The organism is Hymenobacter sp. CRA2, from assembly GCF_002007105.1.
GTDB lineage: Bacteria > Bacteroidota > Bacteroidia > Cytophagales > Hymenobacteraceae > Solirubrum.
The window spans coordinates 228,081-243,164 of sequence record NZ_MVBC01000006.1 but is presented as its reverse complement, the minus strand read 5'-3'; the positions used below and the strand labels follow the sequence as shown (position 1 = coordinate 243,164).

The 15,084-nt window shown below is 64.5% G+C and carries 13 protein-coding genes; 4 read left to right on the top strand and 9 right to left on the bottom strand.

The genetic code is table 11. The features are described 5' to 3' along the window. Window positions 1-36: 36 nt before the first annotated feature. From B0919_RS11895 to B0919_RS11875, 5 genes are all read right to left on the bottom strand, one after another. Window positions 37-468: a hypothetical protein gene (locus B0919_RS11895; RefSeq protein WP_078012470.1), complete on the bottom strand. Its 432-nt coding sequence runs from the start codon at window positions 466-468 to the stop codon at window positions 37-39. Window positions 469-525: 57 nt separating this feature from the next. Next, a complete protein-coding gene (locus B0919_RS11890; RefSeq protein ID WP_078012469.1) occupies window positions 526-1,416 on the bottom strand; it encodes a class I SAM-dependent methyltransferase in 891 nt (296 codons plus the stop codon). A 137-nt stretch (window positions 1,417-1,553) separates the two neighbouring features. Continuing rightward, window positions 1,554-2,189 (bottom strand): hypothetical protein, encoded by a 636-nt coding sequence (locus B0919_RS11885; RefSeq protein WP_078012468.1) that lies wholly within the window; start codon window positions 2,187-2,189, stop codon window positions 1,554-1,556. 203 nt (window positions 2,190-2,392) lie between these two features. After that, the gene (locus tag B0919_RS11880) at window positions 2,393-2,689 is read right to left on the bottom strand and encodes a hypothetical protein (protein ID WP_139362076.1); all 297 of its coding nucleotides are present in this window, start codon (window positions 2,687-2,689) and stop codon (window positions 2,393-2,395) included. A 103-nt stretch (window positions 2,690-2,792) separates the two neighbouring features. Beyond that, window positions 2,793-3,353: a cupin domain-containing protein gene (locus tag B0919_RS11875; RefSeq protein WP_078012466.1), complete on the bottom strand. Its 561-nt coding sequence runs from the start codon at window positions 3,351-3,353 to the stop codon at window positions 2,793-2,795. Between the two features lie 333 nt (window positions 3,354-3,686). Here B0919_RS11875 and B0919_RS11870 point away from each other — a divergent pair, with 333 nt between their 5' ends. The 4 genes from B0919_RS11870 (at window position 3,687) to B0919_RS11855 (ending at window position 8,893) form a co-directional block, all read left to right on the top strand. Further along, window positions 3,687-4,937 (top strand): MFS transporter, encoded by a 1,251-nt coding sequence (locus B0919_RS11870; RefSeq protein ID WP_078012465.1) that lies wholly within the window; start codon window positions 3,687-3,689, stop codon window positions 4,935-4,937. Window positions 4,938-5,122: 185 nt separating this feature from the next. Further along, a complete protein-coding gene (locus tag B0919_RS11865) occupies window positions 5,123-5,968 on the top strand; it encodes a phytanoyl-CoA dioxygenase family protein (RefSeq protein ID WP_078012464.1) in 846 nt (281 codons plus the stop codon). A gap of 176 nt (window positions 5,969-6,144) precedes the next feature. Continuing rightward, window positions 6,145-7,143, top strand: a complete 999-nt coding sequence (locus B0919_RS11860) for a glycoside hydrolase family 43 protein (protein ID WP_176133009.1) — start codon at window positions 6,145-6,147, stop codon at window positions 7,141-7,143. Between the two features lie 559 nt (window positions 7,144-7,702). Then, window positions 7,703-8,893, top strand: coding sequence for a lactonase family protein (locus tag B0919_RS11855; RefSeq protein ID WP_078012462.1), 1,191 nt, complete (start codon window positions 7,703-7,705; stop codon window positions 8,891-8,893). Between the two features lie 21 nt (window positions 8,894-8,914). On the opposite strand, the gene B0919_RS11850 is transcribed toward B0919_RS11855, so the two are convergent. From B0919_RS11850 to B0919_RS11835, 4 genes are all read right to left on the bottom strand, one after another. After that, window positions 8,915-9,424, bottom strand: coding sequence for a nuclear transport factor 2 family protein (locus B0919_RS11850; RefSeq protein ID WP_078012461.1), 510 nt, complete (start codon window positions 9,422-9,424; stop codon window positions 8,915-8,917). A 120-nt stretch (window positions 9,425-9,544) separates the two neighbouring features. Beyond that, entirely contained in the window at window positions 9,545-9,781 is a 237-nt protein-coding gene (locus B0919_RS11845; RefSeq protein WP_078012460.1) for a hypothetical protein, read from the bottom strand. Between the two features lie 54 nt (window positions 9,782-9,835). Beyond that, window positions 9,836-11,302, bottom strand: a complete 1,467-nt coding sequence (locus tag B0919_RS11840; RefSeq protein WP_078012531.1) for an efflux transporter outer membrane subunit — start codon at window positions 11,300-11,302, stop codon at window positions 9,836-9,838. Window positions 11,303-11,555: 253 nt separating this feature from the next. Further along, on the bottom strand, window positions 11,556-14,774 hold the full coding sequence (locus B0919_RS11835) for an efflux RND transporter permease subunit (protein WP_078012459.1): 3,219 nt from the start codon (window positions 14,772-14,774) through the stop codon (window positions 11,556-11,558). Between the last annotated feature and the right edge of the window lie 310 nt (window positions 14,775-15,084).

Sequence of the window (15,084 nt, the reverse complement as noted above, 5' to 3'; positions counted from 1 at the left end):
TGGTCAACACCCAGAGCTGCACGTGCGGGCCGTGCACTATGACGCCCCACGCCGGTAAAGCCGGATGAGCTGCCAGACGGCCGTAAGCTGCCCCAGCAGCAACAGGCCGAACATACCCACGATGAAACGATATAGCCAAACGGGCTCGGTACCACGTCCGGCCACCACGGCCATCAAGGGTAGCACCTGCAGCAGCGACAATCCAACCAGCAACGCCCAATAGAACAGCACCGGGCGCTGGTAACGGATGGACCAGACGGTAACGCCCAACAGCGCCGCCCACGGCAGCAACCACAGAGTGGCTTCTACTCTTTCGCGCAACAGCAATGCGTCGCTGACCCCGCCCCAGTCCTCCGTTACAGATCTATCGGCTAAATCAGCCGGCACACCGAGGATAATGTTGCCAATACCCCCAAGCAGAAGCACGATGAGTAGGCCGGTGAATAGTCGCTGTAATATTCTCGTCATAGAAATGCCAGAATGCCCGGGCCACGCCCTCCGATTGGCAGGCAGTTTACTACCTAATCAGCCGCTATGAAACTCTGCCAGCTGGTACAGGTGCCTTTCCCCTGCCTCGGGCCGCCGCAGCCACGCTTGCTGCTCCAGTGCCCCGGTGCTGGGGCCGTAGGAAAAAAGCCGCAATGGCCGGCGCTGCGCCAGCTGCCGCAGCCGCGCCAGTACCTGCGCCATGATGCTGCCGGTAAACGGCGTGAACAGGTAGAACGCGGTGCCGTCGGCGTAGTCGGCGGTGCGCGCGTCAGCGCAACGGAACTGCACCTCGGGCAGGTTCAGGGCACCGGCGCAGGCTTGGGCGTAGCGGCAGTACGCGGGCTCGATTTCGATGCCGCGGGCCCTGGCGCCGCTCAGCAGGTGCACCAGCAACGGCACCTGACCCAGGCCGCTGCCGAGGTCGTAGAACACATCCGACGGTGCGAGCCGCGCGGCCAGCTCCAGGATGATGCGGGCGGGCGTTTTTTGGTAGTATACCATTTCCGGCTCCCGGTCCTGGGCTTCCAGCGGCTGCGTGGGCTCGATAAACAGGCCGTTGGTCAGGGTGTCGAGGCTGTCGTAACTGGTAGCGGCTGTGCCGGGGCTAGTGGCAGCCGGCGCTGCATAAGCCATTAGGAGTGCCCGGAGGCGGTCCTGTCGGCAGCGGCCCGCCCGGATATCGGCCCGGAAGCGGGCAAACAGCTGCTGATCGGCGGCTTCCAGGCGGGCCTGCAGCGCCAGGGCGCGGCTCCGGAGCTGGCTCAGGGCCGGTGAGGGCCGAGCCGCCAGCAGGTCGTCGAGCCGGTCGAGCACGTGCACCTCCAGCTCCTCCAGCACCTCGGCCCGGTAGGCGAAGTTGGCTTCGCGGAGCAACGCCGGTTGCGCCGCCCAGGCGTCCAGGATGGCAGTAATATGGGCGGGAATCATCGGCCCAAGGTAGCCGGGAAAACCGCAACCACGGGACGCACTTAGTCAGCTTACGCGCACGCCGTTCAGCATTCGTAGCACCGGTCCGGGCCGCGCTACGGGCGCCGGGGCGCTAGCCTGCGCGTCTATAGGCTGGCCTAAGCCCCCTCGCCCTGCGCCGAAAAATCCTGCTTTTTGTGCCAGGCCACGTAGCCGGGCAGCTCTTCCAGCTTCATCATGCCAGCGGCCTCGGGCTCGTCGGGCAGGGGCGCCAGCTCCACGTAGTCGATATCGAGGGCGTAGGAGACTTCGCCGAGCAGGGTATCCAGCACTTTGGCCAGGGTGGAGTCCAGCCATTCGCTGTCTTTCACCTGCTCGTAATTGCGGACGCCCACGCGCAGGCCAATCAGGGCCGCGCTGTCGTCGCGGCTGAGCGGCAGAAACCACATGTTGGCGGGGGTTAGCTCCACGTCGGCGAAGCGCACGCTGAAATCGGCGCCCATGGGTGGCTTAAAGGCAACGAACTTCCACTGGGCCAGCGCGGGCGCCTGCGCCACCAGCTCCGTGACTTTGCCGAAGTAGTTGATGTCGCCCTCGGCCGTGATAATAAGCTCCTGATTTTCGTCGGGGTGCCCGCCGATTTCAAACCACAGATGGGCGCAATAGCGGTGTAATTGCTCGATCAGCAGCGCAAACAGCCGTTCCCGCTCCGGCTCGGCTACCTGGTTTACAAACAAGTAGGCGCTGCTATTGTCGGCAAACCAGTGCCAGAAGTCGGTGGCGGTGTATTCCATAGGTGGGATTCGGCCCGAAAGAAACTCAAATCTGCCCTACGTAATCGGCTGCTGATTGGCTTCTATAGCTAAAGTAAAGTTCCGGCTTGGCCGCGCCACAAGTACCATCGGGCCAGCGCTTATTCGGGCCGCAACCGCGCGCCGGCCCGGCGCGGGCGCCATGCGTTTGCATCCGTCAGCCAGTAAGGGAGCCGCGCGTAGCGTCAGCTTCCGCTTCGGAGCTGATTGGCTTTCATTTCCCGCTCGGCAGCCTTGAGCTGGTGCTTTTTGGCTTCGAGGCGTTCCTGCTCACTTTTGGCTCGCAGCTTGGCTTCTTCCGTCACGCGCTCCTGGTCCCGGATTTCGCTGCGCAGCGTTTCGACCTGCTGCGCGTCGCCGCTAATCATGGAGCCCGATGTGGACGAGGCACCCGTATCGGAGCCGGAATTGAACACGGAGCAACCCACCAGCGGCAGCAACAGGGCCAGCCCTCCGGGCAATAGTCGTTTCAGTACATTCATGGCCGTATCAACGCTAAGTACACTAGGTTTACTGCATTGATTATCCGTTTGTTACTGCCGGGATTACCGAACCGAGGCAGCCGTTCTGGTGCCTGCACCCACGCTACTCCACCTTCAGTGGCGGCCCCACCACTTTCATGTCGTGGGCGGCAAATAGCTGCGCTATTTCCTGCGGGCTGGGCTCGGCCTTGAGCGCGGCCATGGCCACGAAAAATTCTTCCAGCTTGCCGGCCGGCTGCAGGGTCACCAGCATGTGGCCGCGCGCACTGACCTGCGTCCAGGCGTGGGGCACGTGGCGCGGCAGGAAAATGGCGTCGCCGGTTTTGAGGCGGTGCTTGTCCTCGCCGACCAGAAAGGCGTACTCGCCGTCGAGCACGTAGAAAACTTCGTCCTGGCCCAGGTGCACGTGCAGGGGCGTGCCACGGCCCGGCGAAAGGCTGGTTTGCTCGAAGATGGCCAGGTCGCCGTTGGTGTCCTTGCCCGACACTTTCACGTCGAGAATGTTCTGGTTGACGCCCTTAAGCCGAATATGGCCGTGGTAACGTCCTTCGCCGGCACTGGCCTTGAAGCCTTTGTCGGTACGGGCCGCGGGGGACGCGGCGCTCGGGCCGGCCCACAGGGGCAGCCCCGTAAGGGAGGTCTGCAGAAAAGCGCGGCGGTGCATGGCAGGAAACGGGAATGAGCGGTTGGGAAGGTGGCCGCTGGGCACAGATCGAGAAGCTGGCACTTCAAACCAATATACCGAATAATACATTACACTAAATGTCAGCACATTGCCTTTATACCTACGGGTAGACAGCTACCTTCTAATCACTGACGTCGGCATGCTCCTCAGGAATTAATCCGCAGCGCCAGGCAGCCATTTCGCCCTCGACAGTTCAATTCTACCCGTCGGGATTAAGGGGATACGCGGCTCCAACCCCGGCTTTATCCTAATCCTCCTTGCCCCGTTCAAGGAGAATTCCGCTTGGCGACGGGCAATACAAACGAGGGAGATATGAAAGCATCAACGCGTAGCGTGCGGGGCCTGGACTGGGTTAGCCTGCTCATGGCCGATGTGCGCGACGGCGTTGGCGTGTATCTATCCGTCTTTCTGCTCACCGTGCGCGACTGGGAGCCCGACGCCATCGGCCTGGTCATTGCCGCGCCGGGGCTGGTGGGCATTCTGGCGCAGCCCCCGGCCGGCGCCTTCATCGACCGCACCCGCTACAAACGTCTGCTACTCATGGCTGCATCCATCATTATTGCGGGGTGCTGCCTGGCGGTGATTCTGGGCACAGGGTTTTACCCCGTTCTGCTCTCCCAACTGGTGGTGGGGCTCACGCAGTCGGTGTACGCGCCGTGCGTGGCGGCCATTACGCTGGGCATTGTGGGGCACGCGGCGCTGGCCCGGCGCATCGGGCGCAACGAGAGCTTCAATCACCTGGGCAACATGCTGGCGGCCATCATTGCCGGGCTGCTCGGGCGCTACGTGTCCTACGAGGCTATTTTTTACTTTTCCATCGTGCAGTGCCTGTTGCTGGTAGCGGCGGTGTTGCTTATCCGCGAGCGAGACATCGACCACGAACTGGCCCGCGGCGCCGTGGCCAGCGAGCAGGGCGCCAGCGCGGCGGGCCTGAAGGAGCTGTTTGCCAATCGCGACATCCTCATGTTTACCGTGGCCATGGCGCTGTTTCACCTGGCCAACGCCGCGCTGCTTCCGCTGGTAGGCCAGAAAATGGGGCTGGTGGACAAGCAAAATTCCTCCCTGTACCTCTCGGCCGCCATCATCATTGCGCAGGGCGTGATGGTGTTCGTGGCTTCCTTTTCGGGGCGCGCCGCCGAGCAGGGCCGCAAGCGCGTGCTGCTGCTGGCCTTTCTGCTGCTGCCGGTACGGGCGCTGCTTTTCGCCTTCATCGACAATCCCTACGTGCTGACGGGCGTGCAGCTGCTCGACGGCATCGGGGCGGGCATTTTCGGGGTGGTCAGCATTCTGATGATGGCCGACCTGAGCCAGGGCACTGGGCGCTTCAACCTGCTGCAGGGCACGGTGTATTCGGCCATCGGGCTGGCGGTGGCCCTGAGCAATGTCGCGGCGGGCTTCGTGGTGAAGCACTACGGCTACCAGGTCGGGTTTATTTCGCTGGCTGGCATTGCGCTGCTGGCGCTGGGATTTTACCAATGGCAGGTGACGGAAACCAAGGCCGACGCCGGCGCGTCGGCCTCCGGGCGCGTCGTGCCGCTGTACCCGGCCAACCCCGCCACCTAGGCTAGCTTTGGCCCGGCACCTGCTGCTGACAGCTCATCCGTAGGGCTTTGCGGTGGCAGAACAAAGGTCCTGACGGCCACCCTGGGCGCCAAAAATCCGTTAGAGAGCGGGTTGCGGCCGAATGGGGCGGCGCCGAGGGGCGCGGCTTCATCAGCCGCGGGCGCCCCACCCAACCCCGGAGCAACATGGAAACTGCGCAGCCAACCGCCCTCACCTCCTCCACCTACGACGTGGCCCAGATCATGGGCGCCCTTTACGGCGAGGGCATTATCGGCCTCAAGGGCGCCTTCAGCCGCGAGTGGGCCCGGCAGCTCGGCGAAGACGTTATGCGCCTCTACGACGAGGCCCTGCGGCGCCCCGGCGGCGCCATCGGCCGCGGGCCTAAGCGGCACTACGTAGAGATTCACCCGGAGAACATCCGCGGCTTCGTGGAGCTGGCCACGCACCCCTGGGTGCACGCCGTGAGCGAGGCCGTGCTCGGGCCCGACTACAAAATCGTGGAAATCGGCTTCGACGTGCCCAACCCCGGCGCCGTGCCCCAGCCCTGGCACCGCGACTTTCCTGCCCCCGAGGACACCATCCTCGGCCGCCGACTCAACTCCCTGGCCTTCAACCTGACCACCGTCGACGTGACCGAGGACATGGGGCCGTTTGAAATTGCGGTGGGCACGCAGTGGGATTTGCCCGAGGGTTTCGAGCACGGCATGTTTCCGCCCAAGAGCCTGAGCCCGCGCTACGAGGCGCGCGCCCAGCGCAAAATGCCGCAGATGGGCGACATTTCAGCCCGCTCGGCCCTGACCATTCACCGCGGCACGGCCAACTACTCCGACCGGCCCCGCCCCGCGCTGGTGCTCGGCGTGGACGCACCCACGGCCAACAACGCCGAGCGCCACGACCTGCAGATTACCCACCGCTTCTACGCCACCCTGCCCGAGAGCCTGAAGCAGCACCTGACCTGCCGCCTCGTCGATAAGCTGGAGCCCATCGTACAGGCTCACACCATTGAGGGACTGATGATGGGCGAGGCGTAAAAGGCTAATCACCCGTCATCCTGAGGCGCAGCCGGAGGACCTTCTAACGTGCGAACGGCCAACGCAACAATGGCTCGTACTGCGTGAGAAGGTCCTTCACTTTGCTCAGGATGACAAGACGTGTTAGGAAGTATACCTTCTCAACCTTAGTACTCATCACCCGCTTCCGCCAGTCCATGCACACCCCCGACGACCACATCTACCAGGAGGCACAGCTGGCCCCGATGACGGTAGCCGAAATCAATGAGCTGACGGCGCGGGCCCGGGCGCTGCCACCCAGCGGCGACCAGGCGCACGTGCTGGTGCCCGACGGCGAAGACCCGTGGGTGGTGGCCCGCGACGAGCAGCTGTACTACTGCACCGTGGACCGCGAGAAGCGCCGCATCCTGGTGAGCCGCTTTGGCGAGCTACGCGACATGGCGACGGCCGAACTGGTGCCCATCTGGCCGAATCCGGCCAAGCCCACGCCGGAATTCGTGGAAATCTGGGCGCCCGAGCTGCAGTGGCTCGACGGCCGCTGGTACGTGTACTTTGCCCTCTACCACGCCCGCCTCGGCGAGGAACGCCTGTACTGCCTGCGCAGCCGCACCACCGACGCGCAGGGCGAGTATGAGTTTATGGGCCGGCTCGAAGTGCCCACGGACCGTTGGGCCATCGACGGGACGGTGCTCACCCTGGGCACGGAGCGGTACTTTGTGTGGTCGGGCTGGGAAGGTTTCGACAACGTGAGCCAGAACCTGTACCTCGCCCGGATGAGCAACCCGTGGACCATTGCCTCCGACCGGGTGTGCATTGCCCGGCCCGAATACGCGTGGGAAAAGCACGGCTACCCGCACGTCAACGAGGGCCCGCAGGTGCTGCAGCGCGACGGGCGCACCTTCATCATCTACTCCGCCAGCGGCAGCTGGACCGACGACTACTGCCTGGGCCAGCTCACCTACCTCGGTGGCGACCCGCTCGACGCGGCCAACTGGCGCAAGGAGCCGCAGCCGGTGTTTGCCAAAACCGACACGATTTTCGGACCGGGCCACGGCTCTTTTGTGCAGCTCGCTGACCAGGATTACATCATCTATCACGCTGCCCGGCGCAGCCAAGCCGGCTGGGCCCGCCAGATCCGCTACAAGCCCTTCGGCTGGCACCCCGATGGCTCACCCGATTTCGGCGCGCCCTGCTAGGATTTTCATCTGAAAGTCATTGAAGGCTCTCTGAAGGTCTTGCTCCATCTGGCGTCCGCGCACTCGCCCCCAGGCAGGCGCAAGCCAAGTATCTCTCCTACTTCATCTGCATAGCCCGGAAAGAACGTCATGTCGAGCTTGTCGAGACATCTCGCGTGCTGATGATGAAGCTATTTGGGAAGTCTGCTTATTGGAAGTGGTCTGTCCTCCTGAGCGCAGCGAAGGACCTTATCACACCTGAGCGAAGCGTGCGGACGTAGCAAGGTCCTTCGCTGCGCTCAGGAGGACGGTTCTTAAACACCTTTGATGGATGGTAACTGCATCGTGCAACGAGAAGAATAGTCCCCGAGCGAGATGTCTCGACAAGCTCGACATGACGGCCTTGCGAAGCGGTAGGGAGGCTTCACGTGCGCCTGCCTGCGGGTCGACAAGCTCAGACGTGCTGGCTTGGCGGCCCCAGCCTGATCCTGGCTTTGTAGTAGTACCCGCTCCGAGAGCAGACGGGCTGCTTACTTTGCGGCGCACACTCTAAGGTCTAACAAAGCCCGCCACTGCACTGATGAATCTGAACCCCTCCTGGACCCGTCGGGCCTTTCTGCAACGTGCGGCACTGCTGGCCGCGGGGCCACTACTAGCTGGCTGCGTGGCGGGCCGCGGCACTGCGGCGGTTGATTATTTGCTGTACGTGGGTACCTACGGCCCCGCCGAGCAGGACAACATCTTTCTCTACCGCCTGAACGCCCGCACCGGTGAAATGACCCGCGTGGCCGGCTTCGGCGGAGGCGTTAAGCCGGGCTTCCTGACCATCAGCCCCGACCGCCGACACCTGTACGCCATCAATGCCAGCACTGACTTTCAGGGACGCAGCACCGGGGCCGTGCGCGCCTTTGCCGTCGACCCGCGCAGCGGCGAGCTGACGCTGCTCAACGAGCAACCCTCCGAGGGTGTGGGGCCGTGCTACATCAGCCTTACGCCCGATGGCCGCGCGGCGCTGGTGGCCAATTACTTTGGCGGTACCATCAGCGCGCTGCCAGTGCAGGCCGATGGCCGGCTGGGACCGGCCGCCGCGGTAGACCAGCACCAGGGCAGCGGACCGCACAAAAACCAGGACAAGGCCCACGCCCACTGCGTATTCCCGGACCCAGCCGGCCGCTATGCCCTGGCAGTGGACCTGGGCAACGACCAAATTCTGAGCTACCGACTGACGGGTAGTACTACGGTGCTGCAGCTGCCACCCCAGACGGCCTTCCGCGCCCAGCCCGGCGCCGGGCCGCGCCACCTGGCCTTTCACCCCAACGGGCGCTGGGCCTACGTCATCAACGAGCTGAACTCCACCCTCACGGCCCTCGACTACAACGCCGCGGCGGGCACTTTCGCGGAGGTACACACGCTGCCCACGCTGCCGGCCGACTTCAGCGACCCGAACTCCTGCGCCGACGTGCACACCTCGCCGGACGGGCGCTTCGTGTACGGCTCCAACCGCGGCCACGACAGCATCGTGGTGTTTGCGGTGGATGCGGGCACGGGCCGCCTGACGCTGGTGCAGCACGTGGGCACCCAAGGCAAGACGCCGCGCAACTTCACCCTCTCGCCCGATGGCCGCCTGCTGCTGGTGGCTAACCAGAACTCCGACAACATCTTCAGCTACCGCGTCGATGCAAAGACCGGCCGGCTGACGCCCACGGGCTTCTCGGCCACAGCCCCGGCGCCGGTGTGCCTGCAGGTACTGTCCGATTTTACGGGCCGGTAGCGCGGTACGGTGTGCCGGGCGCTAATGGTCGTAGCTCACCACGCGGGTGATTTTCCACTGCCCGTCGCGCAGACGCCACATCATCAGGTTTTTGAAGGTACCGCAGTCGTCCTTGCCGTTTTCCTGGTGGCAGAAGCGGTGCTGATAGGTTTCCACGGCCCCGTAGCCCTTGATGGGGTACACTTCCAGCGTGCCGGGCACCAGCTGCCGGTTCAGGCCGGTGGTTTTGTTGTTCTCAAACAAGCCCCGGAAGCCATCCATGGTCTGCTGAAAACTCTGCAGTCCGCCCCGGTCGTGGTAGAACTCCAGGTCATCGGCGAAGAAGGCCTGCATGGCCGTGGCGTCGTGGCGGTTGAAGGCCACAAACAGCAGGCTGTCCTGCCGGGCAATGGTGCGGTACAGGGCGGCATCGGCGGGCGGGTGCGGCACCGTAGCGGCCGAGTGTTTGGTGGCGGTGCAGGCCGGCAGCCACAGCGCGGCCGCTCCCAGCATTGTCCAGCCCAGGCGGGCCGGTAGTAGAAACGGGTGCATGCTTTTCCGGGGTTGGAGTAATACTCGTTCGGCGCCGGTAAAGGTATGCGCGTCCCGGAGCTGATGCCCCCCCATCACATGCACATGTGAGGCGCGCTCAAGCTGATGGGGGCTTACCCGCTACAGCAGTTGCACCAGCATGGCCGTCAGGCCTTCCAGCGTGCCGATGTAGTGCACCACGTGCTCGAACAGGCTGCCCGACGACAGCTCCACCTCGTTCCCGCCCTCGGGAATAAACAAGCGCAGGCTGCCGCGCCTGGTCATGCGCACCAGCAGCTCGCCGTGCAGGTAGCGGGTGCCGCTGGGAATCCAGTCGGCAGGAAAAAAGCCGGCTTGGGTCAGTTCTTCTCGGTTCATGCGTAAAAGACGAAAGGAAGCCGGGCGGCTTCCTTTCGGAAAAAGGAGTCAGACTTAAGGGGTTACCGGAGCCGCTTCCCAGCCGCCGCCCAGGGCCCGGTACAGGTCGATGAGCAGCAGGAACTGGTCGCGGCGCAGCTGGGTAGCTTCCAGCTCGGCGTCTAGCACGCTGCGCTGGGCGGTGATGACTTCCAGGTAGTTGGCGCGGTTGGCCACGTACAGGTCGCGGGCAGCTTCCACGGCGCGGGTGAGCGAGGCGGCCTCCTGCTGCTTCAGGGCGTAGGCGCGGCGGTAGTGAGCCAGGCCGCGCAGATTGGTATGCACCTCACGGAAGCCTGTTTGCAGGGCCTTTTGGTACCCGAAGAAGGCTTCGCGGTCGGCGGCGGTGGCACGCTGGTAATCGGCTTTGAGCGGGGCGCGGTTGACCACCGGCGCGGCCAGCCCACCCAGCACCCCGAAGGCTATCGACTCGGGCCGGAACAGCAGGGAGCCGCTGTAGGCATTCAGGCCCACGTAGGGCGTGATGGTGAGCGAGGGCAGAAAGGCAGCCCGGGCGGCCGATACGTCGGCGTGAGTGGCGGCTAGCTCCAGCTCGGCCTGGCGCACATCGGGGCGGCGCAGCAGGGCGCGGGCGGGCACCCCGGCGGCCACGGTATCAGGCAGGGCTTGCTGGCGGATGGCCGCCCCACGGGCCACGCGCTGCGGGTAGCGGCCGAGCAGCTGGTTAAGCTGGTTTTCGCGCTCCACGATGCGCTGCCGCACCTGCTGCTCCAGCCCCTGGGTGCGCAGTAGCTGGGCAGCAAACTGCTGCACGGCCAGTTCGGTGGCCCGGCCGGCGCGCTTCTGCACCTGAATGATTTCCAGGGCCCGCTGCTGGTAGTCGGCGTTGCGGGCCAGCACGTCCAGCTCGCCGTCGAGGGCCAGCAGCTCGTAGTACAGGCTGGCCACCTGGGCCACCAGCGAGGTCACCACCACGCGCCGGCCCTGATCAGTAGCCAGCAGGCGGGTGGCGGCGGCGCGGCGGCGCTGGCGCAGCTTGCCCCACACATCGATTTCCCAGGAGCTGCGCAGCCCGAGGAAGAAATCGGGCGTGACGGGCGTCGGAATGCGCTGCTGCCGGTCGATGTTGGGCGAGAGGTTGGTGTCGTAGTTGCCGACGCCGTTCAGGGTGTAGTCGCCCCAACGGTCCACGCCGGCGGCGGCTACGCCGTTGACCGAGGGCAGCAGCGCGCCGCGGGCGCCGATGAGGACGGCGCGGGCCTGCTCCACGCGCTGCACGGCTATTTGCAGGTCGAGGTTGTTCTGCAGGGCGGTGTCGATAAGGCCGACCAGCTGCCGGTCGTTGAAAAACTCGCGCCAGGGCTTGTCGGCAATGCTGGTCGAATCGGCGGCGGCCGCGGGGCCAAAGGCCGCAGGCACGCTGGCGCTGACGCGCGGCGGCTCCGGCTCGGTGACTTTGCAGCCGCCGAGCAGGCCGAGGGTCAGAAGGGCTAAGGCTATATGACTTCGTAAGCGGGACATGGCAGGCAGCTGTAGCGCGGGCTTGCGCCCGTGTCCGCCCGAGCAATGGTTGCGGCGCATCGGCTGGGCAAGCGAAAAGGTTAGTATCTGACCGACACGGGCTAAACCGTAGGAAGGCGTCAGCCAAACATCCCCGCCGCTTCGTTTGCTGGCGGTTCCCCAACCGTAACCCTCAATTGAAGGCGGCAAGGATGCGTGGCTGACGCCTTCCTGCGGTCTGGCCGGACGAGCCAGGTCGTATGAATGAGCTGGATTAGGCATGTTTCGGTTCGAGGCGACGCACCACGGCCGCTTCTTCGGCTTCCTCGTCGTCCTCCGTCACGGGCTTGCTCAGCGAGGCGAAGAGCACGTACAGGCCGGGGATGATGACCACGCCGAACAAGGTGCCGATGAGCATACCGCCCGCCGCGGCGGTACCGATGCTGCGGTTGCCCAGCGCGCCGGCGCCGGAGGCAATGCAGAGCGGAACCAGGCCAGCAATGAAGGCGAAAGAGGTCATCAGGATAGGCCGCAGGCGGGACACCGCGCCTTCCACGGCCGCGTCGAGCACCGAGGCGCCCTGCTGGCGCCGCTGGTTGGCCACTTCGATGATGAGGATGGCGTTTTTACCGAGCAAGCCGATGAGCATCACCAGCGCCACCTGGGCGTAGATGTTGTTTTCCAGCCCCAGCAGCTTCAGCGAGAGGAAAGCCCCGAACACGCCCACCGGCAACGACAGCAGCACCGGCAGCGGCAGCAGGAAGCTTTCGTACTGGGCCGCCAGCAGCAGGTACACAAACACGATAACCATCAGGAACACGTACACCGCCTGGTTGCCCGACAGAATCTGCTCCCGCGTCATGCCCGACCACTCGTAGCTGAAGCCGCGCGGCAGCTCCTGCTTGGCCACGCGCTCGGCGGCGGCAATGGCCTCGCCGGAGGAGAAGCCCGGGGCCGCGTCGCCGTTGAGCATGGCCGAGGTGTACATGTTGTAGCGAGTCAGCTGCTCAGGGCCGTACACGCGCTCCATCGTGAGGAAGGTGGAGTACGGCACCATCTCGCCCCGGTCGTTCTTCACGTAGAGCTTGAGCACGTCCTCGGGCGCGGCGCGGTAGTTCGGCGCGGCCTGCACCATCACCTTGTACATCTGCCCGAAGCGGATGAAGTTGGAGGCGTAGTACGAGCCCAGCAGCGTCTGCAGGGTGCTCATGGCCCGGTCCACGGTCACGCCGCGCTTGGCCGCCATTTCCTGATCCACGTGGATGAGGTACTGCGGGAAGTTCGGGTCGAAGGTGGTGAAGGCGGCCCCGATTTCGGGTGTTTTGGCCAGCGCGGTGATAAACTTATTGGTGGCGTTGGCGGTCTGTTGCAGGTCGCCGCGGCCGGTTTTGTCGAGGATGCGCAGCTCGAAGCCGCTGCTGTTGCCGAAGCCCGGCACGGTGGGCGGCGAGAAGAACTCGATGCGGGCGTCGCGGATATTGGCCGTGCGCTTGCGCAACTCGGCAATGAGGTCGTCCACCGACTGCTCCCGCTCGTCCCAGCCTTTCAGGTTGATCATGCCCATGCCGTAGGAAGCGCCGGCCACTTCGTTCAGCAGGCTGTAGCCCGCCAGCGTCGTCACCGATTCTACCGGCCCGAGCTTGGCCGCTTGCTGCTGAATCTGGTCCAGAACTTCCTCCGTGCGCTCCACGGTGGCGCCGGCCGGGGCCGTTACGTTCACGTAGATCATGCCCTGGTCCTCGTTCGGAATAAAGCCTGAAGGCAGAATCAGGCTCAATCCCCAGGTGGCCAGGCTGAACACTACGAACAGCCCGACAGTCAGCCAGCGGCGCGGCGCGAGGCGGTAGAGCAGCCGCTCGTAGCCACGGGCCAGCCGGTCGTAGTAGTGGTTGAAGCCGCCGAAGAAGCGCGTCAGCAGGCCAGGCTTTTTCGCCAGCGCGGCATCCGCTTCGCCCGGCGCGTCGGCCGTGTCGCCTTCGATGGCGTGGGTCGGCTTGAGCATCAGGGCGCACAGGGCCGGCGTGAGCGTGAGGGCGTTGACGCCCGAAATGACGATAGAAATGGCCAGCGTAAGCGAGAACTGGCGGTAGAACACGCCCACCGGGCCGCTCATAAAGGCCACCGGCACGAATACCGCCGTCATCACCAGCGTAATGGCCACAATGGCGCCGCCGATTTCCTTCATGGCCGCCAGCGTGGCCTTGCGCGCCGACAAATGCTCCTCGTGCATCTTCACGTGCACGGCCTCCACCACCACAATGGCGTTGTCGACCACGATGCCGATGGCCAGCACCAGCGCGAACAAGGTGAGCAGATTGATCGAGAAGCCGAACATCTGCATGAAGGCCAGCGTGCCGATGAGGGCCACGGGCACGGCCAGCGCCGGAATGAGCGTGCTGCGCCAGTCCTGCAGGAACAGGTAAACCACGATAAATACCAGCACGAAGGCCTCGAACAGCGTCCGCAGCACCTCGTGGATACTCGCGTCGAGGAAGCGCGACACGTCGTAGCTGATGTTGTAGGTCATGCCCGGCGGGAAAGAGGTCTTCTGCAGCTCGGCCATGCGGGTTTTCACATTTTCGATAACCTCGCGGGCATTGGAGCCGGGACGCTGCTTGAGCATGATGGCGGCCGAGGCGCGGCCGTCGGTCTTGGAAGCCATGCCGTAGCTGAGCGTGCCGAACTCCACCTCGGCCACGTCCTTGAGGCGCAGCACCGAGCCATCCGCGTCGGCGCGCACCACGATGTTCTTGTACTGCTCGGGCTCAAACAGCTTGCCGGTGTAGCGCAGCACGTACTGCAGCATCTGGGCCGAGCGGCCGGAGCTTTCTCCGGTCTGGCCAGGGGCCGCTTCCACGTTCTGGTTGCGGATGGCGTCCACGATTTCGTCGGCCGACACGTCGTAGGCCAGCAGGCGGTCGGGCTTGAGCCACACACGCATGGAGTACTCGCGGGAGCCCATGATTTCGGCCCGGCCCACGCCCTCGATACGCTTGAGCTCCTGCAGGATGTTGATGTCGGCGAAGTTGTAGATGAACTCCTCGTCGGCCGAGGCGTCGGTGCTCATCACGTTCAGGTACAGCAACATGCTGTTCACTTCCTTCTCCGTGGTCACGCCGGCCTTGATGACTTCCTCCGGCAGTTCGTCGATGATGGTGGTGACGCGGTTCTGCACGTTCACGGCCGCCAGGTCCGGGTCGGTGCCCACCTCGAAGAACACCTGAATGGCCGTGATGCCGTTGTTCGACGTCACCGTCGACATGTAGGTCATGCCCGGCACGCCGTTGATGGCGCGTTCCAGCGGCGTGGCCACGGCCTTGGCGCACACCTCGGCGTTGGCGCCGGTATACTTGGCCGTCACCGTTACCGAAGGCGGCACGATTTCGGGGAACTGCGTGATGGGCAGCGAGAAAAACGCCAGCCCGCCCAGCAGCAGGAATATCAGCGAAATGACCAGCGACAAAACCGGCCGTTTTATGAACAGTGCGAGCATGTTGTGGGGGTTGTCAGTTGACAGCGGGTAGCTGTCAGTGACGGAAGATTTCAGAAGGTCCTGTAGAGCGCAGCCAAGACACCTCGCCGGATAATAATGGCCGCGTTGAGCTGAAACTGCTCTCAGACGCCGGCACGCGAAATGCCTCGACTGCGCTTCGGCAGGACGTTCAGGATAGCGTATTGCCGCCGCATTACGCCCGCCGGAAGCGCCGTTGCCGGGTAACCGGACCATGTCCTGACTCTTCTCTATGCGAGAAAAAAAGTCCCGGCTACTCAGGGCAACGACGCTTCGGCGGGCGGGCGCCGGA